Genomic DNA, 26,966 nt, shown 5'->3' with positions numbered 1-26,966 from the left:
GAGGGGCCCGCGCGAAGCGTGGGAGGATGAGGGGTTACGCCCTCAACGGAGTGCCGGCACGCCGTCGGACGCCTTCACCCCTCACCCTCCCAACCGCTTCGCGGTTGAGCCCCTCCCTCTCCCCTCCGGGAGAGGGTTTGAGAAAGGGATCACCTCACCGGCTTGCCCTCGAACACCACCTTCGCGCCCTTCTGCACGGCCGCGCCCAACTCCGCCGCGTCCCAGTTGGTCAGCCGCACGCAGCCGTGCGAGGCCCGCTTGTTCACCAGCTTCGGGTCCGGGGTGCCGTGGATGCCATAGGTGTCCTTGGTCAGGTCGATCCAGGTAGAGCCCACCGGATTGTTCGGCCCGGCCTTGATGGTCAGCTTGGACTTGGGCTTGCCGAAGGTCAGGCGTGACGGGTCGTAGGTGTAGGTCGGGCGCGGGGCCACGGTGTTGACCGCCCATTCGCCGACCGGGGCGGGGCGCTCGGTGCTGCCCACCGTGGCCGGATAGACCGCCAGCAGCTTGTCACCGTCGGCATAGGCCTTGAGCGTGCCCTTGGCGTTGTCGATCTCGATGCGGGTCACCTTGCCGTCCAGGCCCTCGGCGCCGAGCGCGGCGACGATGATCGTGGTCCCGGCCTTGCTGAAGTCGACGCCGGGATTGAGCGCCTGGAGCAGCGGCTCGTCCATGTGGAACTTCTCGGCCAGGGCCTCCAGCGGGGTGGCGTAGCCGAGGGCCGGCAGCTTGGCCATCGCTTCGTAGTCGTCCTTGGGGATGTCGGGCGTGAAAGGCCCGGCCACGTCCTCGGCGGTGATGACGTAGTCGGTGACGGCCGGCGCGCTGTCTGCGGCCAGAGCGTCCCAGACGGCGGGGCTCAGCTTGCCGTCGACGGTCAGGCGGTGGGCCTCCTGGAAGGCGCTGATGGCCAGGGTCAGGTTGCTGCCCTCCTGGCCGTCGATGACGCCGGGCGAGAAGTGGGCGCGGTCCAGCAGCACCTGGGCGCGGACCAGATAGGCCTTCTTGGCCTCGGGCGTCGTGGCGGCGGGATCGAAGGCGGCGGCGTTCACGGCCGTGGCCATCGGCGAGGGCGCGGCGGGCGCCGGCGCCGGCGGGGCGGCGACCAGGGGCGGCGGGGTCTGCGGCGGCGGCGTCGCGGGCTTGGGCGCGGCCGGCTTCTGCGGCTGGGGCGCGGGGTCGGAACAGGCGGCGGTGGCCATCACGCAGCCGAGCAACAGGACGACGGGACGCAGGGGCGAGGGCATGCAACAACTCCGAGGCGGGAACGCCTTGCCCCTCTCAAGCCTTGAGCCATGGCGAAGTTCCACCGCGAGCGAGGAGCCCGGGTTGAAGATCCTGCGTCGGCTGATCTGGGTTTTGGGCGGGCTGGCCTTGCTGGCCGCCGGCTTCGTGGCGTGGGTGATGTGGCCGTCTGTCCGGCCCGCGCCGGCCATGCCGCCGCCGGCGATATCGGCGCCCCGCGAGCCTCTGGCCTACGAGCCGCCGACCTATCTGCCGTCCAACGATCCGCCGTCCAGCCCGAGCTTCGCCCCCGGCCCGGCGGGCGTCGCCAGCCCCGAGGACTGCCAGGCGGGCGGGGCCGGGGTCAGCTCCGCCCCGGTCAACGCCGCCTCCCTGACGACCATGACCTGGGCCCCGTTCGGGCGCGACGAGATCGGCTGGGAGATCTATGCTCCGCGCGTCGCCAGCGAGATCCAGACGTCCTGTCCGCCCGGCTCCAACCGCTTCGCCGCCGCCCTGGCGCGCTGGCAGGGCGGGCACGGTCTGCGGGCGACGGGGACCTTCGATCCCGACACCTTCAAGGCCATGCTGGTGCGCTGGCACCGCGCCCGGCCGTTCGTGAAGGTCAATGCCGACGGCATGTGCCCCGGCGCGCCCGCCGTCGCCCTGCTGTCCACCGCCAAGCCGGAGGAAAGCTACGGCGGCAAGACCATCCAGCTGCGCCCCGGCGCGATGGACGCCTATCGCCGGATGGTGGCCGAGGCCAAGGCGGCGGGCGTGGTGCGTGACCCGCGCGTGCTGACCATCTTCTCCGGCTTCCGCGACCCGGCCGCCGACGCCGCCCGCTGCGCGCGGGACAACAACTGCCAGGGCGTGTCGCGCACCATCTGCTCGGCCCACCGCACGGGCCTGGCCATGGACGTGTTCATCGCCGCCGCCCCGGGTTTCGGTCCGGACTCCAGCGCCGACGACAACCGCCGGGCCATGGCCCGGTCGGACGTCTATCGCTGGATGGTCGCCAACGCCGGGCGGTTCGGCTTCGTCAACTACGTGTTCGAGCCCTGGCACTGGGAATGGACGGGCGAGCCGATGCTGCCGGGCGTGCCGATCAACAGCCTGCCGCGCGCCGGCTCGGGCTTGCCCGGTGACCCGCTGCTCAATCCGCCCGCAGCACCGGCGCCGGCCGCTGCGACAGCGCCAAGGCCGCCGCCAAAAGCCCACCCGCCGTCGAAAGCCCCGCCGCGCCGCCCAGCAGGATCATGACCCCGCCCCAGTCGACGCTCCAGCTGGCCTCGAACACCTTGACCACCACCGGCCAGGCCGCCGCGAAGCCCAGGGCCACGCCCGCCGCCCCGGCGATCAGCCCGACCGCGCCGTACTCGATGGCGTAGGCCGTCAGGATCTGGCCGCGCGTGGCGCCCAGGACCTTGAGCGTCGCGGCCTCCCGCGCCCGGGCCCGCGCGCCGGCGGCGATGGCCCCGGCCAGCACCAGCAAACCGGCCAGCGCCGCGACGGCCGCCGCCCCGCGCACGGCCAGGGCCAGGCGGTCGAACAGGGCGGCCGCCGCGTCCAACTGCTCGCGGACGCTGATCACATTGACCGTCGGAAAGCTGACCCCCAGGGCGCGGGTCAGGGCGGCCTCCTGCGGCTTGCCCAGGCGGGCGATGGCGACGTTTCGCAGGTCGGCGCCCTCCAGGGCCCGGGCGTTGAGCACGAGGTTGAAGTTGGGACCGAAGCCGCCGAACTCGATCCGGCGCAGCACGGCGATGCGGGCCTCGATCTCGCGGCCCAGTATGGTCAGGGTGACAGTGTCGCCCACCTTCAGCCCCGCGCCCTCAGCCAGCTCGGCGTTGAGGGCCAGCAGGGGCGGGCCGGCGTAGTCGGGTTTCCACCATTGGCCGGCGACCGTCTTGCCGTCCTTTGGTTGGCCGGGGAGCAGGGTCATGCCGATGTCGTTGTCGAAGGCCCAGCGCTGGCCGGGCTTGATCTTCTCCTTGTCGACCGGCGCGCCCTTCAGGCCGCTGATCCGGCCGGTGGCGAAGGGCAGGCGCAGATAGGTCTCGGGCGTCAGGGGCATGACCTTGGCGACCTCGGCGTCGAAGGCGGGCGCCTGGCTGCCGGGGATCTCGGTGAAGACCATGGCCGGCGCCGTGCGTGGGGCGGTGGTGGTGATCTGGGCCAGCAGGGCCGACTGTATCAGCACCACGCAGGCCAGCAGGGCCACACCCAGGCCGATGGCCGGGCTGGCGGTGCGGGCCGCCAAGCGCGGTCCGGCCAGGTTCGCCAGGCCCAGCTTGGCGGGACCGCTGGAGAGCCGGCGCGCGCGTCCCGCGCCCCAGGCCGCGCCGCGTCCCAGCGCCCAGAGGATCGCGAACGAGAAGGCCACGCCCGCGATCATGATCGCGGCCGACAGCGGCGTCGGCGCGGTGGCCACCGACAGGGCGGCCAGGCCGGCTCCAGCCAAGACGGCGCCGAGGGTCTCCAGGCTGAGCGGGATGCGCCCGCCGAGCGTGCGGCGGAACAGGGCCGAGGGCGGGGTGCGGCGGGCCCTGGCTAGCGGGATCAGCGAGAAGGCCGCCGCCGCCAGCAGACCGAACAGGCCGGCCTTGGCCAGGGGCCAGGGATAGACGGCGAACAGGGCGGGGATGGGCAGGGACGATCCGGCCAGCTGTCCCAGGATCAAGGGCGCGACGGCCCCGATCCCCAGGCCGATGGCGACGCCCAGCCCGGCCAGCAGACCGATCTGGATCAGGTAGAGATTGCGGATCAGCGCCCCGTCCGCGCCCAGGGCCTTGAGCACGGCGATGGAGGGCTCGCGGGTGGCCAGATAGGCGCTCACGGCGCCGGCCACGCCCAAGCCTCCGGCCACCAGCGAGGCCAGGCCGATGAAGCCCAGGAAGTATTCCAGCTGGTCGATCAGCCGCCGCGCGCCGGGGGCGGCGTCCAGGCGGTCGCGCATCTCCAGGCCGGCGTCCGGGAACCTCGCCTGCAGGGCCTTGCCCGTGGCGCGCGGGTCCTGACCGACAGGCAGGGCGATGCGGACCGCGCGGCCCGACAGGCCGCCGGGCGCCAGCAGGCCCGAGCGTTCCATCACCTCGCCGCGCACCACCACGCGCGGACCCAGGGCGAAGCCGCGCGACAGGCCGTCGGGCTCGCTGACCAGCACGGCGGCGGCGCGCAGGGTCATGGGACCGGCGTCGAACCGGTCGCCCAGCTTCAGGTGGAGGCGATCCAGCAGCGCCGGCTCGACCGCCGCGCCGGGCACGCCGTCGCGGTCGGCCAGGGCGGCGGCGAGCGTGAGCGCGCCGTCCACCTTGACGGTCCCGGCCAGGGGGAAGCGGCCGTCGACGCCGCGCAGGCTGACCAGCCGCCGCTCGCCGCTGGGCGCCTGGGCCATGGCGCGGGCGGCGGCGGTGTAGGTGGTGGTCCCCAGCGCCTCGAAGGCGGCGCGTTCCTTCGGCGTGAAGTCGCGGTTCTCGACCGAGAAGAACAGGTCCCCGCCCAGGATCTCGCGGGCCTGGCTGGCCAGGCCGTGGCGGAAGGCCTCGGCGGTCGAGCCGGCGGCGGCGATGGCGGCCACGCCCAGGGCCAGGCAGGCCAGGAAGATGCGGAAGCCGCGCACGCCCGAGCGCAGCTCGCGGGCGGCCAGGCGGAAGGAGAGGGCGGCCATCAGGAAACGAGCTGTCCAGAGACGATTTGGCCATCCGCCATCCGCACGATCCGGTCCGCGCGCTCGGCCAGGACCGGATCGTGGGTGACCATCACCAGGGCCGCGCCCACCTCGGCGACGAGGTCGAACATCAGGTCGGCGACGACGGCGGCGGTCTTGGAGTCGAGATTGCCGGTCGGCTCGTCGGCGAACAGCAGGGCGGGGCGCGCGGCCAGGGCGCGGGCCAGGGCGACGCGCTGCTGCTCGCCGCCCGACAGCTGGTGCGGATAGTGGGTCAGGCGGTGGGGCAGGCCCACGCGCTCCAGCCACTGGCGGGCCGTGGCCAAGGCGTCCTTGGCGCCGGCGATCTCCAGCGGGGTGGCGACGTTCTCCTCGGCGGTCATGTTGGGCAGCAGGTGGAAGGATTGGAACACCAGGGCCGCGCGGCCGCGCCGCAAACGCGCCCGGCCGTCCTCGTCCAGCTTGGCCAGGTCCTGGCCGAACAGCTTCACCACGCCCGAGGTCGGCTGCTCCAGTCCGGCGCCCACCGCGATCAGCGACGACTTGCCCGAACCGGACGGTCCGATCACCGCCAGCCGCTCGCCCGTCCCGACGGTCAGGTCCACGCCCCTCAGGATGTTCACCGGTCCGGCCGCTGATGGCAGGGTGAGCGTCACGGCCTCGAGAGCGAGCACGGGGGCGAGGGAACCTTCGGCCATGAAACTTCCTGATTTCCTGGTCATTGTCTGGATGTCAGCAGACCTACATAGGAAGCCATGAGCTTCACCGCACCGCGTTTTCTCGATCGCCGCCAAGTCCTTTTCGTGGGCCTGGCCGCCGCCTCGCAATTGGCGGCGACTCCGGCCGTGCCGCCCAAGTCGCCGGTGGTGACGGTGCTGGGCGACTCGATCACGGCAGGCCTGGGTCTGCCCGCCCAGAGCGCCATGCCCGCCCAGCTGCAGGCGGCCCTGACTCGCATGAACGTCTTCGCCAAGGTGCGGGCGGCCGGAGTGTCAGGCGACACCAGCGGCGGCGGCCTGGCGCGGGTCAATTTCAGCGTCGCGCCCGACACGGCGCTGTGCGTGGTGGCCCTGGGCGGCAACGACCTGCTGCAAGGCATCGAGCCCCGGGTGACCAAGGCCAATCTGCGCGCCATCCTGCAGAGCCTGCGCAACCGCAGGATCGGGATCGTGCTGGTCGGGGTGGGCGCGCCGCCGCTGATCGGGGCGGCCTATGCCCGCGAGTTCAACGCCGTCTATCGGGACTTGGCGCGGGAGTTCAACGCGCCGCTCTATGCGAACATCCTGGCCGGAGTCGGCGGGTCGCGGCAGCTGATGCAGAGCGACGGCATCCACCCCAACGCGGCCGGGGCCAAGATCATTGGCGAGAAGCTGGCCCCGCTGGTGGCCCAGGCGCTGGCGGCGATACCGGTGAAAACCGCGGCTAGGTAAAGAACGTCACCGCCACCAGCACCACGCCGGCGATCCACACCGTCTCGACGATCATCAGGGCCACCGGCCGCCAGCCGGCGGTCATCAGGTCCTTGAACGAGGTCTTCATGCCCAGGCCCGCGATGGCGGTGACCAGGCACCAGCGCGAGATCTCGTTGGCCGCGTCGGTGACCGGCTTGGCCAGCCATCCCAGGCTGTTGACGATCACCAGGGCCGCGAAGCCCAGCAGGAGCAGCGGCACGGTCGGCTTGGCGCCGCCGCCGGCGCCGGGACCCATTCGGGCCACGACGAAGGCGATGCCGAACACCACCGGCAGCAGCATGGTCACCCGCAGCAGCTTCACATAGGTGGCCACGTCGCCGGTGTGGGGCGAGATCATGTAGCCCGCGCCCACCACCTGGGCCACGTCGTGGATGGTGCCGCCCAGGAAGATGCCCGCGCGGGTGTGGTCCAGATGCAGGGCCGCCGTCAGCAGCGGATAGGTGATCATGGCGATGGTCGACAGGGCCGTGACCGTGACGACCGCCAGGATGGTGTCGCGCTCGGCGTCCTTGCCGCGCGGCAGGACCGAGGCGATGGCCAGGGCCGCCGAGGCTCCGCAGATGCCCACGGCCCCGCCCGACAGCACCCCGAAGCTGGAGCGCAGGCCCATCCGCTTGGCCAGGAACGCGCCCAGGGCGATGGTCGAGCCGATGCCGACGATCACCATGACGATGGGCGTCAGGCCCAGGCCCAGGATCTGGCTGGCGGTGATCCGCGCGCCCAGCAGGGCCACGCCGAAGCGGAGGATGGCCTTGGACGAGAACTCGATGCCGGCGATGCAGCGGCCTTCCTGGTGCAGGAAGTGGAAGGTCATGCCGAACAGCAGGGCGAACAGCATCACCGGCGCGCCGTAGTGCTGGGCCAGCCATTGCGAGGCCAGGGCGATGGTAACGGCCACCAGCACGCCGGGATAGAGCTTGACCAGGGCCGCCTGGCCCGGGAAGCGGGCCTTGGCCTTCGCGGCGGGCGCCGGTTCGGGGCGCGACAGCCCTTCCATCCCCTCGAGCGACTGGAAGAGCGCCCTGGCGGCGGCCGTGTCTGTATCGAGGTCGGAGTTCATTGCTAGGCCCTGCCGGCGAGTCGCGCCGGTCCAGTGATCGAGACCCGAAGGCGCGGGCGGGGACAAGCCAAAAATAAACCCCTCGCCGCTGGGGCGAGGGGTTCGACTTGGCGTTCGAAGGCGTGGACCGGGGTTAAAGCTCCCGGCCGCCGCCCACGATCGGTTCGGACGGATGGGTCACGGGGCCGTGGCCGTGCGGGGCATGGCTGGGCGCGGCGTGCTGGTGGCGGAAGACCTTGTCCATGACCTTGGTCGACCAGTTCTTCAGCATGTCCATGAAGATGAACACCACCGGGATGTAGAGCAGCGACAGGAAGGTCGAGGTGATCAGGCCGCCGATGACCGCGATGGCCATCGGGGCGCGGAACTCGACGTCGGCGCCGAAGCCCAGGGCCACCGGGGCCATGCCCGCGGCCATGGCGACCGTGGTCATGATGATCGGCCGGGCCCGCTTGTGGGCCGCGTCCATCAAGGCCTCCTTGCGGGTCATGCCGTCCTTCATGGCCATGATCGCGTACTCGACCAGCAGGATCGAGTTCTTGGCCGCGATGCCCATCAGCATCAGGATGCCGATCAGGGTCGACATCGAGAAGCTGCTCTTGGCCATGACCAGCAGGGCGAAGGCGCCGCCGATGGCCAGGGGCAGGGCGGCCATGATGGTCACCGGGTGGGCGAAGCTGCGGAACAGCAGCACCAGCACGACGTACATCAGGAGGATGCCGGTCACGAAGGCGGCGACGAAGCCGGTCAGCATCTCCTGGATGAACTCGACGTCGCCGGCCGGGGCTTCCTTCACCCCCATCGGCAGGTTCTTGACCGCCGGCAGGGCGTGGACGGCCTTGGCCGCGTCGCCCACGACGATGCCGTCCAGCTCGGCGGTGATCTCGGCCACCCGCGAACGGTCCTGGCGCGAGATCTGCGACGGACCCGCCCCGAACTTGACGTCGGCCACCGCGTTCAGCGGCACCGAGCCGCCGTGGCTGGAGGGCACCCGCAGGGTCTCCAGCACGGCCATGTTCTCGCGGGCGTCGTCGGTCAGGCGCAGGCGGATCGGCACCTGGCGGTCGCCCAGATTGTACTTGGGCAGGGACTGGTCGATGTCGCCGATGGTGGCCACGCGCACGGCCTGCGAGATCGCCCCGGCCGAGACGCCGGCCCGCGCGGCTTGGTCGGGCCGGGGGGTGACGATGATCTCGGGACGGGCGATGGCCGCGGTGTTGACCACGTTGGCCAGGCCCTTCACGCCGCGCATCTGGGCCTCGACCGCACGCGCCGCCGCTTCCAGCTGCGGGCCGTTGTCGCCGACCAGGCGCAGCGTATAGGACGAGCCGTCGCTGGGACCGCCGCCGTTGTTGCCGCCGGCGCCGATGCGGGCGCCGGGGATGGCCTTGAACTGGTCGACCATGGCGCGGCTGAACTCGCGCAGGCCCATGCGCTCGCCCTTGGGCACCAGGTCGGCGGTGACGCGGGCGCTGTTGACGCCGTCGTTGCCGACCGAGGCGTAGACGCCGGTCACTTCGGGCCGGGCCTCCAGCTCGCGGGTCATGCGGGCGACGATGGCGTCGGTCTCGTCCAGGGTGGCCCCCGGCGGCAGCTCGACGCTGAACGGCGCGCGGCCTCGGTCCATGGCGCCCTGGAACTCGACCGGCAGCTTCTGGGCCAGCAGGAACGATCCGACCAGGATCGGGATGGCCGCCAGGGCCACGATGATCTTGTGGCCCAGCGCCCAGTTCAGGGCCTTCAGATAGGGCGCCATCCAGAACGGATCGGTGTCGGGCTTGTTGTGGGCCTTGAGCATGTAGGCGCCCATCAGCGGCGTCAGCATGCGGGCGACCAGCAGCGAGAACAGCACCGAGACGCAGGCGGCCAGGGCGAAGGCCTTGAAGAACTGGCCCACGATGCCCGGCATGAAGCCGACCGGCGCGAACACCGCCACGATGGTGAAGGTGGTGGCCACGACCGCCAGGCCGATCTCGTCGGCCGCCTCCATGGCCGCGGCGTAGGGCGATTTTCCCCCGCGCATGTGCCGGACGATGTTCTCGATCTCGACGATGGCGTCGTCGACCAGGATGCCGACGGTCAGCGACAGGGCCAGCAGGGTGACGCCGTTCAGCGACTGGCCCATCGGCGCCATCACCGCGAAGGTGGGTATCAGCGACAAGGGGATCGCGACGGCCGACAGGAACGTCGCCCGCCAGTCGCGCAGGAACAGCAGCACCACCAGCACGGCCAGCACCGCGCCCAGGCCCAGGGCCTCCAGCGAGGCATAATAGGCCTGCTCGACATATTTCACGCTGGAGGTCAGCTCGACGATCTTGATCTCGGGATGGGCCTTGTCGAGCTTCTCGACTTCCTTGCGGACCTTCTCGGCGACCTTGACCTCGCTGGCCCCGCGCGAGCGGATCATGCTGAAGGTCACGACCTCCTGGCTGTTGAAGCGCGCGCGGCTGCGCGGCTCGGCCCAGCGATCGTCGACTTGGCCCAGGTCCGCCAGGCGCACGGTCTGGCCGTTGCCCAGCTGGACGCGGGTCTCGCGCAGCTGCTCGATCGAGCCGGCCGCGCCCAGGGTGCGAATGGCGCGCTCGGAGCCGGAGACGGTGACGCGGCCGCCCGGCAGGTCGGCGTTGGCCGACTGCAGGGCCTGGCTGACCTGGGCCGCGGTGACGCCCAAGGCGGCTAGGCGGTCGGGGTCGAGAGCCACCTGGATTTCGCGGTCGACGCCGCCCCGGCGGTTGACCTCGCCCACGCCCTTGATGGCCAGCAGAGCGCGGCTGACGTCGTGGTCGACGAACCAGCTGCGCTGCTCGGGCGTCAGGGTGGGGGCCTGGACCACGTAGGTGATCAGGTCGTCGCCCGAGATGTCGATGCGGGTGACGTTGGGCAGCTGCATGTCCTGCGGCAGCGAGCTCTGCAGGTTGGACATGGCGTTGCGGACGTCGTTGGTGACGCGCTCGTGGTCGACGCCCAGCTCGAACTCGATGAAGGTCGACGAGAAGCCGTCGCCGACGGTGGAGCTGATGTGGCGCACTTGGCCGAGGCCCGCGACCGAGTCCTCGATCAGCCGGGTGACTTGGGTCTCCAGCTCGGTGGGCGCGGCGCCCGGACGCGAGGCGTTGACGATCACCAGGGGCAGGTCGACGTCGGGATTGTCGTTGATCCGCATGCTGCTGAAGCCGGAGATCCCCGACAGGGTCAGCAGCAGGAACAGCAGGATGACGGGGATCGGGTTCTGGATCGCCCAGCGGGAGATGTTGTTCATCGCCGGTCCCTAGCGCTTGGCGACGACGCGCACGGCGTCGCCTTCGCCCAGGAAGCCGGCGCCGTCGATCACCACCCGCTCGCCCGGATTGACGCCGTTGGCGGCGGTGCGGTCGGCGGTGCGGGCCAGGATGTCGACGCGCCGGAACTGGACGTGGTTGTTGGCGCCGACCACGAACACGCCCGCCTGGTTCTGGCGATACAGGATCGCGGCGGTCGGGATGGTGGGGGCGGGCTGCGAGCCGGCCGAGATCTGGGCGCGGGCGAACATGCCCGAGCGGAAGCCGCCGCCGGGCGCCAGGCTGATGCGGGCGATGCCGACGCGGGTCTGGGTGTTCACCTCGGAGGTGACGATGCGGATCGTGCCGGTGGTCTGGCCCACCTGGTCGGAGGTGACGGTGGCCGGCATGCCGGCGCGCAGGGCCAGGAGATCGGTCTCCGGCACCTCGGCGTCCAGTTCCAGGCGGCCGTCGCGGACGATGCGGAAGAGTTCGGTCCCCGCGCCGATGATCTGGCCCTTGGTGACGCTGCGGCGGCTGATCAGGCCCGAGACGGGGGCGCGGACCACGGCCTGGCCCAGGCGCGCGACGGTCTCGTTGCGCGAGGCGTCGGCGGCGGCCAGCTGGGCGGCGGCCGTGGCCTGGCGGGCGGTGGCGGTGTCGAGCGAGGCCTGGGACAGATAGCCCTTGGCCTGCAGCTCGCGCGAGCGGCCCAGCGACGCGGTGGCCTCGGCCAGGGTGGCCTTGGCGCTGGCGACCGACGCCTCCTGCTGGCGCAACTGGGCGCGCAGCATGGTGTCGTTCATGGCGACCAGGACCTGGCCCTGGCGGACGGTCTGGCCTTCCTCGGCATTGACCGAGACGGCCGTCAGGCCGCCGGTCTCGGCGCCGACCGGCACCTCTTCCCACGGCGTGACCGTGCCCGAGGCGCTGACGATGCGGGGCAGGGACTGGATCTCGACCGGCGCGACGGTGACGGTCTGGGTGGCGACCTGCGAGGTCTTGGCCGTCTTGGCCTTGGCCTTGTCGTCCTTTCCGCAGCCGGTCAGACCCAAGGCGGCGATGCAGAGCACCACGGGTAACGCAGTCGAACGCAGGCCGCGTTGTTTGATCCGTTGATGCACGACCACCTCAGCTCCAGTCATTTTGAACAGCCACCCGCCTTCTAGCCGAGAAACGATGTTCCCCGGATTAAATGATCGTAAGGAGACAAGCGGTTTCAGGCCCGCCGTGGCCTTTGCGGCACGGTTCGCCGACCGGCGTTCCACGCGCCGACCAGCAGCGCGCCCATGACCAGATAGCTCAGCAGGCTGCCGGCGACGTAGTAGGCGCGGGGATCGATCTGGCGGTCGACGGCGGCGGCTAGATGGACCAGGGCCCCGGCGCCCTGGAAGGCGGTGGCCGCCATGGTCCACCAACGGTCCGAGGTCAGGGCCAGGCACAGCAGCACCGCCAGCAGCAGGACGTCGACGATCACCACGCCGCTCTGGGGGCCCAGGGTCTGGCTGTGGTTCTGGACCAGCGGGGTGACGAACCAGGCGGCGACCATGGCCGCGGCGGCGATCCGCTCGACGTGGCGTCCCCGCCAGACGGCCAGGCCGCAGCAGGCCAGGAGCACGGCGAGGCTGAACAGCTGGTCTGGGGTGTGGACGTACATCGTTGTGTTCCGGCGACGCCGCGAGACTAGGCCGGCCGGGGTCTTTGTCGAGGCGGAAGGGGCGAAGGCAGGAAGAGCGGGGCGAAATCGCGGGTCCGGTCGCGGTTGGGGGTGAGCGACCGGACCCGCCGCGCGGGCCTGGGTTGGGGGATCAGGCGACTTCGCGCGAGCTCGGCGCCGCTCGCGGACCGCCGAACAGGAAGGCGGGCTTGATGCCCCCGCCGCCGAAGGACACGGCCGACAGGCCGATCTCGTGCTGGGCCTTGCTCAGGCCCTGGTGGGTTTCCAGGATGCCCTGCCGGGCCTGGCCCAGAGTGCGCAGGGTCTCGATGGCGCTGATCAGGGCGTCCTGCCCGACCATCACCGACAGATTGGCCGCGTCGCGCTGGGCCGGCATCAGGTGGGTCAGGGCGGCGGTGCTGGCGATGGCCGCGTCGATGGCTTTCTCGGCGGCGAACAGGGCCTCGGCCACGGCCTCGGCGGCGTTGCGGCGATCCTTGAGCATGACGGTTCTCCTCGCGCCGACTTCGGCCGGCGCGTCATCGGGTTGAAGGTGAAGCGAAGGCGCGGGGTTCGCGGCCTAGAGCAGCCCACGCAGGGCGTGCAGTCCGGCCAGCAGCGATCCGAACGCGAAGGCGGTCGCGAGCGTGAAGGCGGCGATATAGGCCAGCCTCTGGACGATCGTGAGGTTATTTGGCGTGAGGTCGTTAGGCGTCAGGTCATCGGCGCCTCCTCCGGATCGGAAGGGCCAGGCGCCGGAAAGCTCTCGTCCATCAGCGCGCCGGCCACGCAGAGGATCTCGCGCAGCACCATCTCGGCCGGCTTGAAGCTGGCCTGCTTGCGCGTCGCGCTGACCAGGTCCGAGGCCATCATGGCGCTGCGGGAATTGACCGCCAGGCTGGAGAGCTGGCGTTCCAGCTGGGTCCAGGTGAAGGGCGGCGTCAGGTCGTCCTGGGAATTGAGGGGCGGCCAGGCCTGGTGAAAGTCCAGGGCGTCCTGGCGCAGGCTCAGGGCCTGGTCGATGGCGCGCCTCTGGGGGTCCGTGATGGGGGTCACCTGCTGCTCCTTCCTCGATCTCGACGAGGCCAGCAGAACCCTGAACCGGCGGCCGGACCAGCCCCGCCGCGTCGGACCCCGACGCGATAGGAGGGGGGGAGGGAGGGTGGTTTGGGAGGCGGGCGGGCTGGTTTCGGGGCGAGACCAGCCGCGCGGCCTCGTAGCGGTCGGCCACGCCCAGCCGCCGACGGGCCTTGTCCAGGTGCCAGTCGACGGTGTGCTTGGACAGGCCCAGGCGCCGGGCGATCTCCTTGGAGCTGAGGTGCTCGTCGACCAGCTGCAGGCAGTCGCGCTCGCGCGCCGTCAGCCGATCAACGCCACTCGCTGCCTGGTCCAAGCCACTCGCCCCCATGCTCATGGGATGAGTGTATTCTTGCGACGCTCCACCGCAAGGCGTACTAGCCGTTTGGCAAGTCCGAGGCGGCCAGATTCGACGAGATCTTCCACAGATCGACCGCGCCTTCGGTCGCATGGCGATCGATTTGGGCAAGTTCCTCGGCCGAGAACGCCAGGGTGTTCAGCGCGGCCAGGGAATCCTCGAGCTGGGCCACGGTGCGGGCGCCGATCAGGGCCGAGGTGACGCGCGGGTCGCGCAGCACCCAGGCCAGGGCCATCTGGGCCAGGCTCTGGCCACGCGCCTTGGCGATCTCGTTCAGGGCCTTGATGCGGGCGATGTTGTCGTCGCTCAGCAGATGGCCGCCCAGCGAGCCGGCCTTGGCCGCGCGGGAGTCCTGGGGCACGCCGCCCAGGTACTTGTTGGTCAGCATGCCCTGGGCCAGGGGCGAGAAGGCGATGCAGCCGACGCCCAGCTCGTCCAGGGTGTCCAGCAGCTCGTCCTCGATCCAGCGGTTCAGCATCGAATAGGACGGCTGGTGGATCAGCAGCGGCACGCCTTCCGACTTCAGGATGGCGGCGGCCTGGCGGGTCAGTTCGGGCGAATGGGACGAGATGCCCACGTACAGCGCCTTGCCCTGGCGGTGCAGGTGGGCCAGGGCGCCCATGGTCTCCTCCAGCGGCGTCATGGGATCGACCCGGTGCGAGTAGAAGATGTCGACATAGTCCAGGCCCATGCGCTTGAGGCTCTGGTCGCAGCTGGCGATCAGGTACTTCCGGGAGCCGCCGATCTTGCCGTAGGGGCCCGGCCACATGTCCCAGCCGGCCTTGGTGGAGACGATCAGCTCGTCGCGATGGGCCTTGAAGTCGGAGGCCATGACCTTGCCGAAGTTCTCTTCCGCCGAGCCGTAGGGCGGGCCGTAGTTGTTGGCCAGATCGAAGTGGGTGACGCCCAGGTCGAAGGCCCGGCGCAGGATGGCGCGGCCGGTCTCGAACACGTCGGTTCCCCCGAAGTTCTGCCACAGGCCCAGCGAGATCGCCGGCAGGTCCAGGCCGCTGCGGCCGGTGCGGCGATAGGGCATGGCGTCATAGCGGGTGTCGGCGGCGACGTAGGGCTTCTGCACGGGGAGGTCCTGTGTGGGGAGAGCACGGATGGGGAGGGAATGGCGCGGAAAGGCGGGCTTGTCATCCCACTCCATGGGGTGACGCGTATCGGTGGCTATTTCTTCGGAACCAGCGCCCCGTGGATCGGCGCGACCCAGGCGTCCTTCTTGAGGTCGTAGGCGATGAAGTCGCTGTCGAACTGCCAGTAGGCCCAGGCCCAGCCGCGCGCTTCGGCCTCGCGGGCGGCGGTGGCGGTGTAGGCGGCGCGCGAGGCCATGTCGCCTTTGTCGTAGGCCCCGAACTCGCCCATCAGCATCGGCCGGCCGTTGGCCTTGGCCCAGGCCTGGACCGTGTCGAAGTCGGCCTTCATCCGCGCGCGCTCGGCGGGCGTGCCCCAGGTGACGCCGGTCTTGGCCGTGTCCGGGTTCCACGACGCGCCCTGGTGGGTGAACTCCATGGGCAGGTAGTAGTGGACGGTCGCGATCAGGTGGCGGTCGCTCTGCGGCAGCTTCAGCTGGGGCAGGTGGCTGATGTTGTTCCAGAAGGCCGGGCCGACCACCACGTTGCGGGTGGGGTTGGCGGCGCGCACGGTCGACAGCAGGTCGGGGATCCAGGCGTTCCAGACTTCGTCGGTCAGGCCCTTGCAGGGCTCGTTCAGGAGCTCGAACACCACCTTGTCGGGCGCGTCCTTGTAGCGCTCGCCGATCTGCTTCCAGAACGCCAGGAGCTTGGGCTTGCAGGCGACGGGGTCCTCGCCGCAGACGTTGAAGTCGTGCTCGTCGAGGATGACCGTCAGCTTCTGGGCCAGGGCCGCCTGGACCACCGTGTCCAGGGTCTTCAGCCAGGCCGGGTCGATCCGGTTGTCGGCGTCCATGTGTTCGAAGGCGTGCAGGTTGATCCGCACGGTGTCGAAGCCGCCGGCCTTGATGGTCTTGAAGTGACGCATCTGGAAGCGGGCCTTGGCCGGATCCTTCCACAGCGGGTCGTAGCCCAGGACGTTGACCCCCCGGCGCATGGCCTTGACCTGGGCCTCGGGCGTCAGCTCGCGGGCGGCGGCGGGAAAGGCGGCCAGGGCCGCGACCATGGCGGCGGCGGCGAGCGTCCGAAGGGAAGACGGCATGGCGTTCCTCGCATCTGCGCCGTTCGCGCGGCGGGCTTCATGGGCTGGAGCGGCGGCGACGCCGTCTATGTCACGCGCGAGCGTGTGCGGGGCAAGACCCGATCAGGGGCGCGCGGCGACCGTTTCGGCCTCGGGCGAGGCGGCCCGGATCAGGTCCAGCACGTCGACCAGGATGATCTGCATGGCCTTCTGGGCGCCTTCGGCGTCGCGGGCGAAGATCGCGTCGGCCACGTCCTGGTGCGACGGGATCGAGGCGGTGCGGCCCTTGATGCGGTTGGTGAAGCGGATCGAGATCCGCAGGGCGGTGTTCACCAGCTCGTGCAGGTCGCGATAGAAAGGGTTCTTGGTGGCGTTGAGGATCGCCACGTGGAAGGCGATGTCGGCCGACAGCGGATCGTCCTCGCCGCGCGCCGCCGACTTCATGCGGTCCAGCGCCTTGCGGATGCCCTCGAAGCCGGCCTCGTCGCCGTTGCGGGCGGACAGGGCCGCTGCCGCCGGCTCGATGCCCAGGCGCATCTCGGTGAACTCCGACAGCAGCTTCAGCGAGAACTTGCGCTCCAGCAGCCAGCGCAGGACGTCGGGGTCCAGCAGGTTCCAGCGGGTCTCGGGCTCGACCACGGTGCCGTGGCGGGGGCGGGCGCTGAGCAGGCCCTTGGCGGTCAGCATCTTGACCGCCTCGCGCGTCACCGTGCGGCTGGCGCCGAACTTCTTGGACAGTTCGCCTTCGGTGGGAAAGCCGACCTCGACATACTCGCCGGTGACGATGGCCTGGCCGAGAGACTCGACGAGGCCATAGGTCAGGCTGAGGCCGGGCTGCGTACGGATCACCAAGTTCGCTTTCCCCCAAACACTCTTGAAACGGTGTCGTCTAGATCGGCCCGGCCGTGTGTAGCGTGCTTCGCCTGTGGCCGGAACATTCATCTCCCAGGCGAAAAGCCCCGCCACGGCCAGCGTGACGGGGCTTTGATCAGGGAAGGGCGTGGATCGCCGCGCCCTTCATCACCACCCAGGCATCACCACCAGACGGCGTAGAGGGCGATCAGGATCAGGATCACGCCCAGGCCGGCGATGTTGAAGCCGTTGGTGGTCTTGTAGCTGACCCCCTCCAGCGACACGACGTTGACCTCCTTCTTCTGCGGCGCGACCAGCGAGACGATCACGGCCGCGGCCAGGGCCAGAAGGAAGACGACGCCGACGCGGTTCATGAACGGCATGTCGGGCAGGCCGAACTTCAGGGCCAGCGACAGGATCACCGAACCGGCCGTGGCCACCAGGGCGCTGGCGGTGGTGGCGCGCTTCCAGAACAGGCCCAGCATGAAGATCACCACGATGCCCGGGGTGAAGAAGCCGGTGTATTCCTGGATCAGCTGGAACACCTGGTCGGCGCCGCCCAGCAGCGGCTTGGCGGCGATGATGCCGACGATCACGGCCACGACGGCGGCGATCCGGCCCACCAGCACCAGGTGCTGTTCGGAGCTGCCCTTCTTGTGCTTGGCGTAGATGTCGAGCGTGAAGATGGTGGCGATCGAATTGATCTTGGCGGCCAGCGACGCGATGATCGCCGCGACCAGGGCCGAGAACACGAGGCCCAGCAGGCCGGGCGGCAGCAGCTTCATCATCTCCGGATAGGCCTGGTCGGGCTTCAGCAGGTTCGGCGCCAGCACCAGGGCGGCCAGGCCGGGAACGACCACGATCACCGGCATCAGCAGCTTCAGATAGGCGGCGAAGGCGATGCCCTTCTGGGCCTCGGCGATGTCCTTGGCGCCCAGGGCGCGCTGGATGATGTACTGGTTGAAGCCCCAGTACGACACGTTCATCACCCACAGGCCGCCCAGCAGCACCGACAGGCCCGGCAGCTCCTTGTAGTGGGGGCTGGACTTGTCGAGGATCATCTTGAAGTGCTCGGGGAACTGGCTGGTCAGGTGGGTGAAGCCCGCCACGACGCCGCCCTCGCCGCCGATCTTGCTCAGCGACAGATAGACAATGATCAGCCCGCCCAGGACCAGCAGGGTCACCTGGACGATGTCGGTCAGGGCCACCGCCTTCAGGCCGCCCCACAGCTGATAGGCCAGGGCGAAGACGCCGATGACGATCAGGGCCTGCATCTGATCGATGCCGGTCACGGTGTGCACGGCGATCGAGCCCAGCCACATGATCGAGGTCAGGTTCACGAAGACGTAGAGGCCCAGCCAGAACCAGGCCATCAAGGCCCGCACGCTGGGTCCGTACCGCTGCTCCAGGAACTGCGGCATGGTCGAGATGTTGTTCTTCAGGAAGATCGGCAGGAAGAACTTGCCGACGATCAGCAGGGTCAGGGCCGCCATCCATTCGTAGGAGGCGATAGCCAGGCCGATGGCGTAGCCCGAGCCGCTCATGCCGATGATCTGCTCGGCCGAGATGTTGGCGGCGATCAGCGAGGCGCCGATCGCCCACCAGGGCAGGGCCTTGCCGGCCAGGAAGTAGTCGGTCGAGTCCTTCTTCTTGCCGCCCTTGTCGCGGGAAACCCACTGGGCAAGGCCGAAGATGGCGACGGCGTAGATCGCCAGGATGACGAAATCGATGGTTTTCACTGGGGTCCCCCCTTTAGGGCCGGCTTCTTGTTCGTACTGCGCTTACTGAGCTGTCTGCTGCGACCAGGCCGCCACTAGGGCCTTGGCCCTCTGGCCCACCTCGTCGGCGGTGTAGCCGGGGCGATAGAGTTCGCCGCCGACGCCGATGCCGGCGACCCCGGCCTTGATCCAGGGCTCCAGATTGGCCGCGCCCACGCCGCCCACGGCATAGACGCTGACGTCCTTGGGCAGCACGTCGCGCACCGCCTTGATGTGGCCGGGGCCGAAGGTGCCGGCCGGGAACAGCTTCAGCGACCGGGCGCCGGCCTTGACGGCGGCGAAGGCCTCGCTGGGCGTGGCGAAGCCCGGCATGACGGTCAGGCCCAGGCCCACGGCGTGGCTGATGACGGCGGTGTCGATATTGGGGGTGACGATCAGCTTGCCGCCGACGCCGGCCACCTGGTCCACCACCTCAGGCGACAGCACGGTGCCGGCTCCGCACAGGGCCTTGTCGCCGAACGTGGCGCACAGCTTGCCGATGCTGACCAGCGGGTCGGGCGAGTTCATCGGCACTTCGATCGCCTCGATCCCGGCCTCGACCAGGGCCGCGGCGACGTCGAGGATTTCCTCGGGCTTGACGCCCCGGAGGATGGCGACGATCGGCGGTGTGCTCGGCTTAGGCAAGGACATGAACTCCACTGTTTGAGGCTGGCGACAACGTTGTCAATCCGGCCAGGACGGCCGCGTCGCCGTCGACGGTCACGCTGGAGCCGCCGAGGGCGGCGATGGCCTGGGCGTAGAGGGCGCTGAGGGCCGGGGCCCCGATCAGCGACACCTGGCCCAGATCCCCGAACCAGCTTGAGGTGGTTGCGGTATCACTTCCGATCAGCAGGCCGGACAGGAAGCCCATGGCTTCGTCCTTGGGCAGGCCGTCGATCAGTTGGCGGCTGCGGGTCTCGAAAATCAGGTGCGGCAGGCGCGCCGAGCCCTGTTCGACGATCCGGGCGACGCCGCGGGCGAATCCCTCGGGCGACTCGGGGCTGTCGCCGGGGGCGGCCTTGGCCAGGATCGAGTGCTCGCGCAGCAGGGCGTAGAGCTCGCCGACCGGGGCGGTGACGAAGTGGACGATGCGGCCGTCCTCGACCGCGACCCACTTGGTGTGGGTGCCGGGCAGGGCCAGCAGGCGCCGGCCCTGCTTGAGCGCCGGATCCAGCTCCAGGGCGCCCAGGATCTGGGTCTCCTCGCCGCGCATGACGTCCGGTCCGCCCAGGGCGTTGACGCACGACAGGCCCGGCACGATGGCCACGGGCAGGCCGTCGGCGTCGATGCGCAGCAGCCGTTCGCGGATGTCGGCGGCGCCGGCCGGGCAGGGGGCGTAGGCCGCTTCCTGCCAGCCGTTGCGCGAGCCGACCATGCCGCACAGCAGGGCCAGCGACGGCCCCGCCTCGCGCCAGTCGCCGACCAGGTCCAGGAATACGTCGCGCGGCGAGGCGCCGTTCAGCGATCCGATGCCCGGCCCGTCGCGGCGATCCAGCACCATCTTGCCCTGGCGCAGATAGAGCCGCAGGCGCGAGGTGCCCCAGTCGCCGAAGATCGTGACCGAGTCATCCATCGGATTCATCAGTGCGACTCGCGGGTGACGACCGATCCGGACGAGCCGACCAGGAAGTCCAGGTCCGCGCCCTTGTCGGCGCCCAGCACGTGGTCGATGTAGAGCTTGGCATAGCCGCGCACGGCCTTGGGGGCCGGCGGGTTGGCGCGCCACACCGCCAGGCGGGCTTCCAGTTCCTCGTCGGAGATCAGCAGGTTCAGCGACCGGGCGTCGCCGTTCACTTCGATCTCGTCGCCGTTCCGGACCACGGCCAGGGGGCCACCGGCGTCGGCCTCGGGCGTGACGTGCAGGATGACGGTGCCGAAGGCGGTGCCGCTCATGCGGGCGTCGCTGATGCGGACCATGTCCTTGACGCCCTTTTCCAGCAGCTTGGTCGGCAGGGGCATGTTGCCCACTTCCGGCATACCGGGATAGCCCTTGGGGCCGCAGCCCTTGAGCACCAGGATCGAGGTCTCGTCGACCTCCAGCTCGGGCGAGTCGATGCGGGCCTTGAAGTCCTCGATGGTCTCGAAGACCACGGCCTTGCCCTTGTGGTTCAGCAGTTCGGGCGAGGCCGCGCTGGGCTTCATCACTGCGCCGCCGGGGGCCAGGTTGCCGCGCAGCACCCAGATGCCGCTGTCGGGCTTCACGGGGGCCTCGACGCTGCGGATGACCTCGGCGTTGAACACCTCGGCCTTCTCGTACTGCTCGCCGATGGCGACGCCCGAAACGGTCAGGGCCTCGCGGTTCAGGAACGGAGCCATCTGCTTCATCACGGCGGGCAGGCCGCCGGCATAGTGCAGGTCTTCCATCAGGAAGCGGCCCGACGGCTGCAGGTCGACCAGCAGCGGCACGTCGCGCGACAGGTTGTCGAAGTCCTCGAGGCTGAGCTCCACGCCCAGGCGGCCGGCCAGGGCCAGCAGGTGGACCACGGCGTTGGTCGAGCCGCCGATGGCAGCGTGGATGCGCAGGGCGTTCTCGAAGGCGGCGCGGGTGGCCACCTGCGACATGGTCAGGCCGTCATGGACCATCTTCACGATGGTGCGGCCGGTGTGGTGGGCCATCGCGGCGCGGCGGGCGTCCACGGCGGGGATCGAGGCGTTGTAGGGCAGGCTCATGCCCATGGCTTCGACGATGGCGGCCATGGTCGAGGCGGTGCCCATGGTCATGCAGGTGCCGGGCGAGCGGCTCATGCCGCTCTCGGCCGACATGAACTCCGGCAGGGTCATCTCGCCGGCCCGCACGGCCTCGGAGAACTTCCACACGTCGGTGCCCGAGCCGATGTCCTTGCCCCGGAACTTGCCGTTCAGCATCGGGCCGGACGAGACGACGATGGTGGGCAGGTCGACGCTGGCCGCGCCCATCATCTGGCCCGGCGTGGTCTTGTCGCAGCCGCCCAGCAGCACGACGCCGTCGATGGGATTGCCGCGAATGGACTCCTCGACGTCCATGGCCAGCAGGTTGCGGAACAGCATGGCCGTCGGGCGCATCTGGGTCTCGCCCAGGCTGATGGCCGGGAATTCCAGCGGCAGGCCGCCGGCTTCCCACACGCCGCGCTTCACATGCTCGGCGATGTCGCGCAGGCCCGCGTTGCAGGGGGTGATCTCGGACCAGGTGTTGCAGATGCCGATCACGGGGCGGCCGTCGAACACGTCGTCGGGCAGGCCCTGGCTCTTCATCCAGCTGCGATGGATAAACCCGTCGCGATCCAGCTTCCCATAGCTGTGCCCGCTGCGGAATTTACCGCCCCCGTTTCCCTGACCCATGTTCTTCCCTGACACCGCGGGCAACGCTTACTCGTGCCCGGCGCTCGGCATTTATAGTATAATAATGATGGTTGCAAACGCCACGAAATACGGGGGTTTAAGGCGAGCGTGGCGCCAAAGCCGCGTTCGCGGACGCAAAAATGATAGCGCTATCAATTTCGACTTGTCAGTCTCACTTATATGACTAAAGGTCCATTCAGATCGTGTGACCGCTAACGTGGCGCACGTCACCGGCGCCCTGAGAGCGCTGGGACGGATCTCATCTGGGGGAAGGAAACCGGGAATGTCTCGTCGCCACCTGTCACATCGCAACTTCATGCTCATGGGCGCGTCCGCGCTCGTGATCTGCGCCGCCGTTCCGGCGGTCGCCTTCGCCCAGGACGCGGCGAACTCCACCGTCGAGGAAGTGGTCGTCACCGGCCAGCGCGCCGCTCTGCAATCGGCCCAGAAGCTGAAGCAGAACGCCGAAGAGGTCGTCGACTCGATCGTCGCCGACGACATCGGCAAGCTGCCCGACCGTTCGGTCACCGAGGCGCTGCAGCGCGTCGTCGGCGTGACCATCGACCACACCATGTCGCGCGGCGACCCCGAGCACTATTCGGTCGAAGGTTCGGGCGTGAACATCCGCGGCCTGACCTATGTCCGTTCCGAGCTGAACGGCCGTGACAGCTTCACCGCCAACGGCGGCCGCAGCCTGAGCTTCGAAGACGTGCCGCCCGAGCTGATGGCCGGCGTCGACGTCTACAAGAACCCCTCCGCCCAGCAGATCGAAGGCGCCGTCGGCGGCTTGGTCAACCTGCGCACCCAGATGCCGTTCGACCAGAAGGGCTTCAAGGCGTCCGTCTCGGCCCAGGGCAGCTACGGCGAACTGAGCGGCGGCAAGGCCACCCCCTCGGGCTCGATCCTGCTGTCCGACCGTTGGGACACCAAGCTGGGCGAGTTCGGCGCCCTGGTCGACCTAGCCTATTCGCAGAGCAAGACCCGCACCGACGGCATCCAGGTCGAGCCCTACTATCAGCGCGCCTACGACACCACGACCTCGAGCCTGCTGGTGAACCCGACGCAGACCCAGTTCGACGCGGCCCAGAAGGTCTGGATCCCCAAGGGCGTGAACTGGCGGACCCTGGAGTTCGACCGCAAGCGCTTCGGCGCCTACGGCGCCCTGCAATGGCGTCCGACCGACGACATCGAGATGTCGCTGACCTACTTCCGCTCGCAGTACAAGATGGAGTGGAACGAGTACGCGATCTTCTCGCAGGCCAACGTCTGGAACATCCAGGGCTCGAACCTGAAGTTCGGCGCCAACGGCGCCCTGCAGTCGGGCACCCTGACCGATCCGACCGACAACGGCATCAACTTCAACGACGACGTCCGCTTCGCCGACCGCAAGTCGGTGACCGCCGACACCGCCTACCACGTCAAGTGGCGCGCCACGGACCGCCTGACGATCACGTCGGACCTGCAGTACGTCCGCGCCACCACCAAGGGTCTGGACTCGACCGTCGCCACCGGCCTGCTGGTGCCGTCCGAACAGATCGACCTGACCGGCAAGGTCCCGACGGTGAAGACCGACGCAGCCTACCTGGCCGACAAGGACAACTACTACTGGGGCTTCACCATGGATAACCAGACCGCGAGTCTGGCCCATGAGTGGGCGTGGCGCGCCGACGCCGAGTACGACGTCGACAAGGGCCCGCTGCGGTCGGTCGCCGCCGGCGTGCGCTTCAGCGACCGCGACTCCAACAACGACCAGGCGCCCTACAACTGGCAGGCCATCACCCAGCCCTGGCAAGTGGGCTGGAACATCTCGGGCCTGGCCTATCTGAGCGACCCGCGCTTCCAGTCGGCCACGACGCTGCACAGCTTCGACAACTTCTTCAACGGCCAGGCGGCGATGCCGGCGGCCGTGGTGTTCCCCGACGCCTCGCTGGCCAAGGGCTTCCCGGACACCTACGTCAAGCTGCACAGCTATCACGACATCCTCTGCGCCGAGCAGGCGGCGGCCCAGGGCTGGGGCGACTGCCCCGTCTGGGCGCCGAGCGCCTTCGGCAGCGACGCCTACCGCAACGTCCAGGACGAGAAGACCTACGCGGCCTACGCCCAGGCCCGCTTCGGCTGGGACGACCTGAAGTACCCGGTGGACGGCAATGTCGGCGTCCGCGTGGTCAAGACCGTGCTGCACGCCCGCGGCGTGACCGTGCTGTCGGCCTCGAACCTGGGCGGCAACCCGGCCGGTTCGCCGAACATCCCGATCTTCAACGCCGACAGCGACTACCAGTCGTTCCAGAACGACTACACCAACGTCCTGCCCAGCCTGAACCTGCGCGTGAAGGTGTCGCCTGAGTTCCAGGTGCGCTTCGCGGCCGCCAAGGCCATCGCGCGTCCGGACTTCAGCCAGCTGCAGGCCTATACCCAGCTGACCCCGAACTACATCAGCTCGGGCGGCGTGGTCACCGACTACAATCTGACCGGCACGGCCAGCGGCAACCCGTATCTGACCCCGACCAAGTCGGACCAGTACGACGTCTCGGCCGAGTGGTACTTCTCCAACGCCGGTTCGCTGACCTTCGCGGCGTTCTACAAGCACCTGTCGGACGTGGTGATCAACCAGGTCACGGCCCTGAGCGCCACCTCGACCGGCGGCCAGACCTACGACTTCACCACGACGTCGCCGGTCAACGGCGCGCGCGGCCTGGCTCGCGGTTTCGAAGTGGCCTACCAGCAGTACTTCGACTTCCTGCCGGGTTGGCTGTCGGGCTTCGGCGTCCAGGCCAACTACACCTATGTCGACAGCCGTCAGCACCTCTACAGCCCGGTCAATGCGGCCAGCTGCGTCGACAGCGTCAACGGCGCGACCAACCTCAACCTGAACCTCAACGGCTGCGACACCGACGGGCGCACCTTCGGCAACCTGCCTTTGGCCAACCTGTCCAAGAACAGCTACAACCTCGCGCTGCTCTTCGATAAGGGGCCGGTCTCGGCGCGCCTAGCCTACAACTGGCGCTCCAAGTACCTGCAGGCCGTGAACGTCAACGGCACCCAGGGCACCGACGGCGGCGCCAACGGCCAGAGCCAGAGCATCGCCTGGGGCCTGCCGACCTGGGCCGACGACTACGGCCAGCTGGACGGTTCGGTCTTCTACAAGGTCAACGACAAGGTCACGGTCGGCCTGGAAGCCCAGAACCTGACGGACTCGGTCTACAAGCAGCTGATGCAGCAGCACATCGGCATGATGGGCCGGGCCTGGTTCGCCAGCGGTCCGCGCTACACCGTGCAACTGCGCGCCACCTTCTAAGGCTCGCGGCGTAAACAACACGGACCCGCGCTCGCAAGGGCGCGGGTTTCGTGCTGTCTGGACGAAGCGTCAGGCGCGCGTAGATGCGCCGACGAAAGAAGACATAGCCCTGGGGAGGGAACGAGATGACCGACAAGGCCATCCGGAAGATCGTCATCGTAGGTGGCGGCACCGCCGGCTGGATGGCCGCCGCGCCGCTGGCCAAGATGCTGGGCGCGCGCTGCGAGATCCAGCTGATCGAGTCCGAGGAGATCGGCACGGTCGGGGTCGGCGAGGCCACCCTGCCCACCATCCGCTTCTACAATCGCGCGCTGGAGCTGGACGGCGCCGACTTCATCCGCAAGACCCAGGCGACCTTCAAGCTGGGCATCGAGTTCCGCGACTGGGGCCGGCTGGGCGCCAAGTTCTTCCACGGCTTCGGCGACTACGGCCCGCGCATCGAGAACCGCTCGCCGCATCATCACTGGCTGAGGCTGCGGGCCCTGGGCGACATGACGCCGATCGACGCCTGCTCGGTGGCCGCCAGCGCCGCGGCCCTGGACCGCTTCGTGCCGCCCTCCGGCGAACAGCCCTCGGTGCTGAACGCCTATTCCTACGCCTTCCATTTCGACGCCTCGCTCTATGCCCGCTACCTGCGGGGCTATGCCGAGGCGCGCGGCGTCACGCGGACCGAGGGCAAGATCGTCGACGTCAGGCTGCGCGGCGAGGACGGCTTCATCGACCGTTTGGTGCTGGAGAACGGGACCGAGGTGACGGGCGACCTCTTCCTGGACTGCTCGGGCTTTCGGGGTCTGCTGATCGAGCAGGCCCTGAAGACCGGCTACGAGGACTGGTCGCGCTGGCTGCCGTGCAACAGCGCCTGGGCCGTGCCGTGCGAGAGCGCCGGGGCGCTGACGCCCTACACCCGCTCGACCGCCCGGGCGGCCGGCTGGCAATGGCGGATCCCGCTGCAGCACCGGATCGGCAACGGTCACGTGTTCTGCGACGGCTTCGTCGAGCCCGACGAGGCCGCGCGCGTGCTGATGGCCAATCTGGACGGCAAGGCGCTGGACGATCCCCGCCGCCTGCGCTTCACCACCGGCCGCCGCCGCAAGGCCTGGAACAAGAACTGCGTGGCTCTGGGCCTGGCCTCGGGCTTCCTGGAGCCGCTGGAGTCGACCAGCATCCAGCTGATCGAGACCGGGGTGGGGCGGCTGGTCGAGCTGTTCCCCGACCGCGACTTCGATCCGGCCCTGATCGACGAATACAACCGCCGCATGGACACCCAGTACGAGAGCGTCCGCGACTTCCTGGTCCTGCACTACAAGGTCACCGAGCGCGACGATTCCGAGTTCTGGCGCCACTGCCGCGACATGCCGATCCCCGACCGCCTGGCGCACCAGATCGAGCTGTTCCGTTCCAGCGCCCGCGTGTCGATCCGCGATCCGGAAAGCTTCGCCGAACCCAGCTGGATCGCCATGTATCTGGGCCTGGGGATCATGCCCCAGTCCTATGACCCGTTCGTCGACCTGCTGGACGAGGCGACGTTGCGCAGTCATTTCGCCCGCATCCGCGACATGGTCGGCGGGTTTGTCCAGTCCATGCCGACCCAGGCCGAGTTCATCGCCCGAAATAGCGAGATACGCGCCTGATAGCGCTAACATTATGCTTGCTGGCGTGATTTGTATGATTATAGTCAAGGTCACGCGAGCGGGGTCTCCTGGCCCGGTTCCCGTGGAAATCGCGCGGTTTCTCTCCCCGAGTCCGTGCGGACCCTTAGGCCGCGCATCGTTCCCCTGCAGGCGATGCGCGGATTTTTTTTGGCCGTGGCCC

Annotated in this window: 20 protein-coding genes and 1 pseudogene; 4 read left to right on the top strand and 17 right to left on the bottom strand. The window is 69.4% G+C overall.

From position 1 onward, the window contains the following. Positions 1–149 precede the first annotated feature (149 nt). Positions 150–1,247, bottom strand: a complete 1,098-nt coding sequence (locus AC07OA_RS14070; protein WP_494664436.1) for a L,D-transpeptidase family protein — start codon at positions 1,245–1,247, stop codon at positions 150–152. Positions 1,248–1,329: 82 nt separating this feature from the next. On the opposite strand from AC07OA_RS14070, the gene AC07OA_RS14065 reads away from it, so the two are divergent. Further along, positions 1,330–2,487, top strand: coding sequence for a D-alanyl-D-alanine carboxypeptidase family protein (locus tag AC07OA_RS14065; protein ID WP_494664435.1), 1,158 nt, complete (start codon positions 1,330–1,332; stop codon positions 2,485–2,487). Here AC07OA_RS14065 and AC07OA_RS14060 read toward each other — a convergent pair. Then, positions 2,381–4,894: an ABC transporter permease gene (locus tag AC07OA_RS14060; RefSeq protein ID WP_494664434.1), complete on the bottom strand. Its 2,514-nt coding sequence runs from the start codon at positions 4,892–4,894 to the stop codon at positions 2,381–2,383. The genes AC07OA_RS14065 and AC07OA_RS14060 overlap by 107 nt on opposite strands. After that, the gene (locus tag AC07OA_RS14055; protein WP_494664433.1) at positions 4,894–5,592 is read right to left on the bottom strand and encodes an ABC transporter ATP-binding protein; all 699 of its coding nucleotides are present in this window, start codon (positions 5,590–5,592) and stop codon (positions 4,894–4,896) included. The genes AC07OA_RS14060 and AC07OA_RS14055 overlap by 1 nt, the downstream gene beginning before the upstream one ends. Before the next feature lie 57 nt (positions 5,593–5,649). On the opposite strand from AC07OA_RS14055, the gene AC07OA_RS14050 reads away from it, so the two are divergent. After that, positions 5,650–6,324: an arylesterase gene (locus tag AC07OA_RS14050; RefSeq protein ID WP_494664432.1), complete on the top strand. Its 675-nt coding sequence runs from the start codon at positions 5,650–5,652 to the stop codon at positions 6,322–6,324. Here the strand turns inward: AC07OA_RS14050 and AC07OA_RS14045 are convergent. From AC07OA_RS14045 to AC07OA_RS13980, 14 genes and pseudogenes are all read right to left on the bottom strand, one after another. Next, positions 6,317–7,426 carry a YeiH family protein gene (locus AC07OA_RS14045; protein WP_494664431.1) on the bottom strand — a complete coding sequence of 370 codons (1,110 nt, stop codon included), beginning with the start codon at positions 7,424–7,426 and terminating at the stop codon, positions 6,317–6,319. The genes AC07OA_RS14050 and AC07OA_RS14045 overlap by 8 nt on opposite strands. A gap of 133 nt (positions 7,427–7,559) precedes the next feature. Further along, a complete protein-coding gene (locus tag AC07OA_RS14040; protein WP_494664430.1) occupies positions 7,560–10,685 on the bottom strand; it encodes an efflux RND transporter permease subunit in 3,126 nt (1,041 codons plus the stop codon). 9 nt (positions 10,686–10,694) lie between these two features. After that, entirely contained in the window at positions 10,695–11,759 is a 1,065-nt protein-coding gene (locus AC07OA_RS14035; protein ID WP_494664429.1) for an efflux RND transporter periplasmic adaptor subunit, read from the bottom strand. A 143-nt stretch (positions 11,760–11,902) separates the two neighbouring features. After that, positions 11,903–12,340, bottom strand: a complete 438-nt coding sequence (locus AC07OA_RS14030; protein ID WP_494664428.1) for a hypothetical protein — start codon at positions 12,338–12,340, stop codon at positions 11,903–11,905. A gap of 151 nt (positions 12,341–12,491) precedes the next feature. Beyond that, entirely contained in the window at positions 12,492–12,845 is a 354-nt protein-coding gene (locus AC07OA_RS14025) for a hypothetical protein (protein WP_494664427.1), read from the bottom strand. A 209-nt stretch (positions 12,846–13,054) separates the two neighbouring features. After that, positions 13,055–13,396 carry a hypothetical protein gene (locus tag AC07OA_RS14020; protein WP_494664426.1) on the bottom strand — a complete coding sequence of 114 codons (342 nt, stop codon included), beginning with the start codon at positions 13,394–13,396 and terminating at the stop codon, positions 13,055–13,057. A gap of 157 nt (positions 13,397–13,553) precedes the next feature. Then, a pseudogene (locus tag AC07OA_RS14015) lies at positions 13,554–13,748 on the bottom strand (helix-turn-helix domain-containing protein); the annotation flags it as partial. Positions 13,749–13,794: 46 nt separating this feature from the next. Continuing rightward, positions 13,795–14,811, bottom strand: a complete 1,017-nt coding sequence (gene mgrA / locus AC07OA_RS14010) for an L-glyceraldehyde 3-phosphate reductase (protein ID WP_494664658.1) — start codon at positions 14,809–14,811, stop codon at positions 13,795–13,797. Between the two features lie 137 nt (positions 14,812–14,948). Next, positions 14,949–15,953 (bottom strand): glycoside hydrolase family 5 protein, encoded by a 1,005-nt coding sequence (locus AC07OA_RS14005; protein ID WP_494664425.1) that lies wholly within the window; start codon positions 15,951–15,953, stop codon positions 14,949–14,951. 102 nt (positions 15,954–16,055) lie between these two features. Continuing rightward, positions 16,056–16,778: a FadR/GntR family transcriptional regulator gene (locus tag AC07OA_RS14000; protein WP_494664657.1), complete on the bottom strand. Its 723-nt coding sequence runs from the start codon at positions 16,776–16,778 to the stop codon at positions 16,056–16,058. Between the two features lie 188 nt (positions 16,779–16,966). Continuing rightward, positions 16,967–18,523 (bottom strand): sodium/sugar symporter, encoded by a 1,557-nt coding sequence (locus AC07OA_RS13995; protein ID WP_494664424.1) that lies wholly within the window; start codon positions 18,521–18,523, stop codon positions 16,967–16,969. Between the two features lie 42 nt (positions 18,524–18,565). Next, positions 18,566–19,186: a 2-dehydro-3-deoxy-6-phosphogalactonate aldolase gene (locus AC07OA_RS13990; protein WP_494664423.1), complete on the bottom strand. Its 621-nt coding sequence runs from the start codon at positions 19,184–19,186 to the stop codon at positions 18,566–18,568. Further along, complete coding sequence (locus tag AC07OA_RS13985; RefSeq protein WP_494664656.1) at positions 19,179–20,114, bottom strand: 2-dehydro-3-deoxygalactonokinase; 936 nt, start codon at positions 20,112–20,114, stop codon at positions 19,179–19,181. Before AC07OA_RS13985 ends, AC07OA_RS13990 begins: the two co-directional genes overlap by 8 nt. Positions 20,115–20,122: 8 nt before the next feature. Further along, positions 20,123–21,859, bottom strand: coding sequence for an IlvD/Edd family dehydratase (locus AC07OA_RS13980; RefSeq protein WP_494664422.1), 1,737 nt, complete (start codon positions 21,857–21,859; stop codon positions 20,123–20,125). Between the two features lie 283 nt (positions 21,860–22,142). Between AC07OA_RS13980 and AC07OA_RS13975 the strand changes: the two genes are divergently transcribed. Continuing rightward, positions 22,143–25,154, top strand: a complete 3,012-nt coding sequence (locus AC07OA_RS13975; RefSeq protein WP_494664421.1) for a TonB-dependent receptor — start codon at positions 22,143–22,145, stop codon at positions 25,152–25,154. A gap of 125 nt (positions 25,155–25,279) precedes the next feature. Continuing rightward, positions 25,280–26,785: a tryptophan halogenase family protein gene (locus AC07OA_RS13970; RefSeq protein ID WP_494664420.1), complete on the top strand. Its 1,506-nt coding sequence runs from the start codon at positions 25,280–25,282 to the stop codon at positions 26,783–26,785. Positions 26,786–26,966 lie beyond the last annotated feature (181 nt).

Source organism: Caulobacter sp. GW821-FHT09B08 (assembly GCF_059418225.1).
Note: the sequence above shows the minus strand (reverse complement) of the source record. Positions and strands in the feature narration are given on the sequence as shown.

Bases quoted from the DNA above. Each gene is read 5' to 3' on its own strand.
- AC07OA_RS14070 (WP_494664436.1), bottom strand. From the start codon at position 1,247: ATGCCCTCGCCCCTGCGTCCCGTCGTCCTGTTGCTCGGCTGCGTGATG.
- AC07OA_RS14060 (WP_494664434.1), bottom strand. From the start codon at position 4,894: ATGGCCGCCCTCTCCTTCCGCCTGGCCGCCCGCGAGCTGCGCTCGGGC.
- AC07OA_RS14055 (WP_494664433.1), bottom strand. From the start codon at position 5,592: ATGGCCGAAGGTTCCCTCGCCCCCGTGCTCGCTCTCGAGGCCGTGACG.
- AC07OA_RS14050 (WP_494664432.1), top strand. From the start codon at position 5,650: ATGAGCTTCACCGCACCGCGTTTTCTCGATCGCCGCCAAGTCCTTTTC.
- AC07OA_RS14045 (WP_494664431.1), bottom strand. From the start codon at position 7,426: ATGAACTCCGACCTCGATACAGACACGGCCGCCGCCAGGGCGCTCTTC.
- AC07OA_RS14040 (WP_494664430.1), bottom strand. From the start codon at position 10,685: ATGAACAACATCTCCCGCTGGGCGATCCAGAACCCGATCCCCGTCATC.
- AC07OA_RS14030 (WP_494664428.1), bottom strand. From the start codon at position 12,340: ATGTACGTCCACACCCCAGACCAGCTGTTCAGCCTCGCCGTGCTCCTG.
- AC07OA_RS14025 (WP_494664427.1), bottom strand. From the start codon at position 12,845: ATGCTCAAGGATCGCCGCAACGCCGCCGAGGCCGTGGCCGAGGCCCTG.
- mgrA (WP_494664658.1), bottom strand. From the start codon at position 14,811: ATGCCCTATCGCCGCACCGGCCGCAGCGGCCTGGACCTGCCGGCGATC.
- AC07OA_RS14005 (WP_494664425.1), bottom strand. From the start codon at position 15,953: ATGCCGTCTTCCCTTCGGACGCTCGCCGCCGCCGCCATGGTCGCGGCC.
- AC07OA_RS13985 (WP_494664656.1), bottom strand. From the start codon at position 20,114: ATGGATGACTCGGTCACGATCTTCGGCGACTGGGGCACCTCGCGCCTG.
- AC07OA_RS13980 (WP_494664422.1), bottom strand. From the start codon at position 21,859: ATGGGTCAGGGAAACGGGGGCGGTAAATTCCGCAGCGGGCACAGCTAT.
- AC07OA_RS13975 (WP_494664421.1), top strand. From the start codon at position 22,143: ATGTCTCGTCGCCACCTGTCACATCGCAACTTCATGCTCATGGGCGCG.
- AC07OA_RS13970 (WP_494664420.1), top strand. From the start codon at position 25,280: ATGACCGACAAGGCCATCCGGAAGATCGTCATCGTAGGTGGCGGCACC.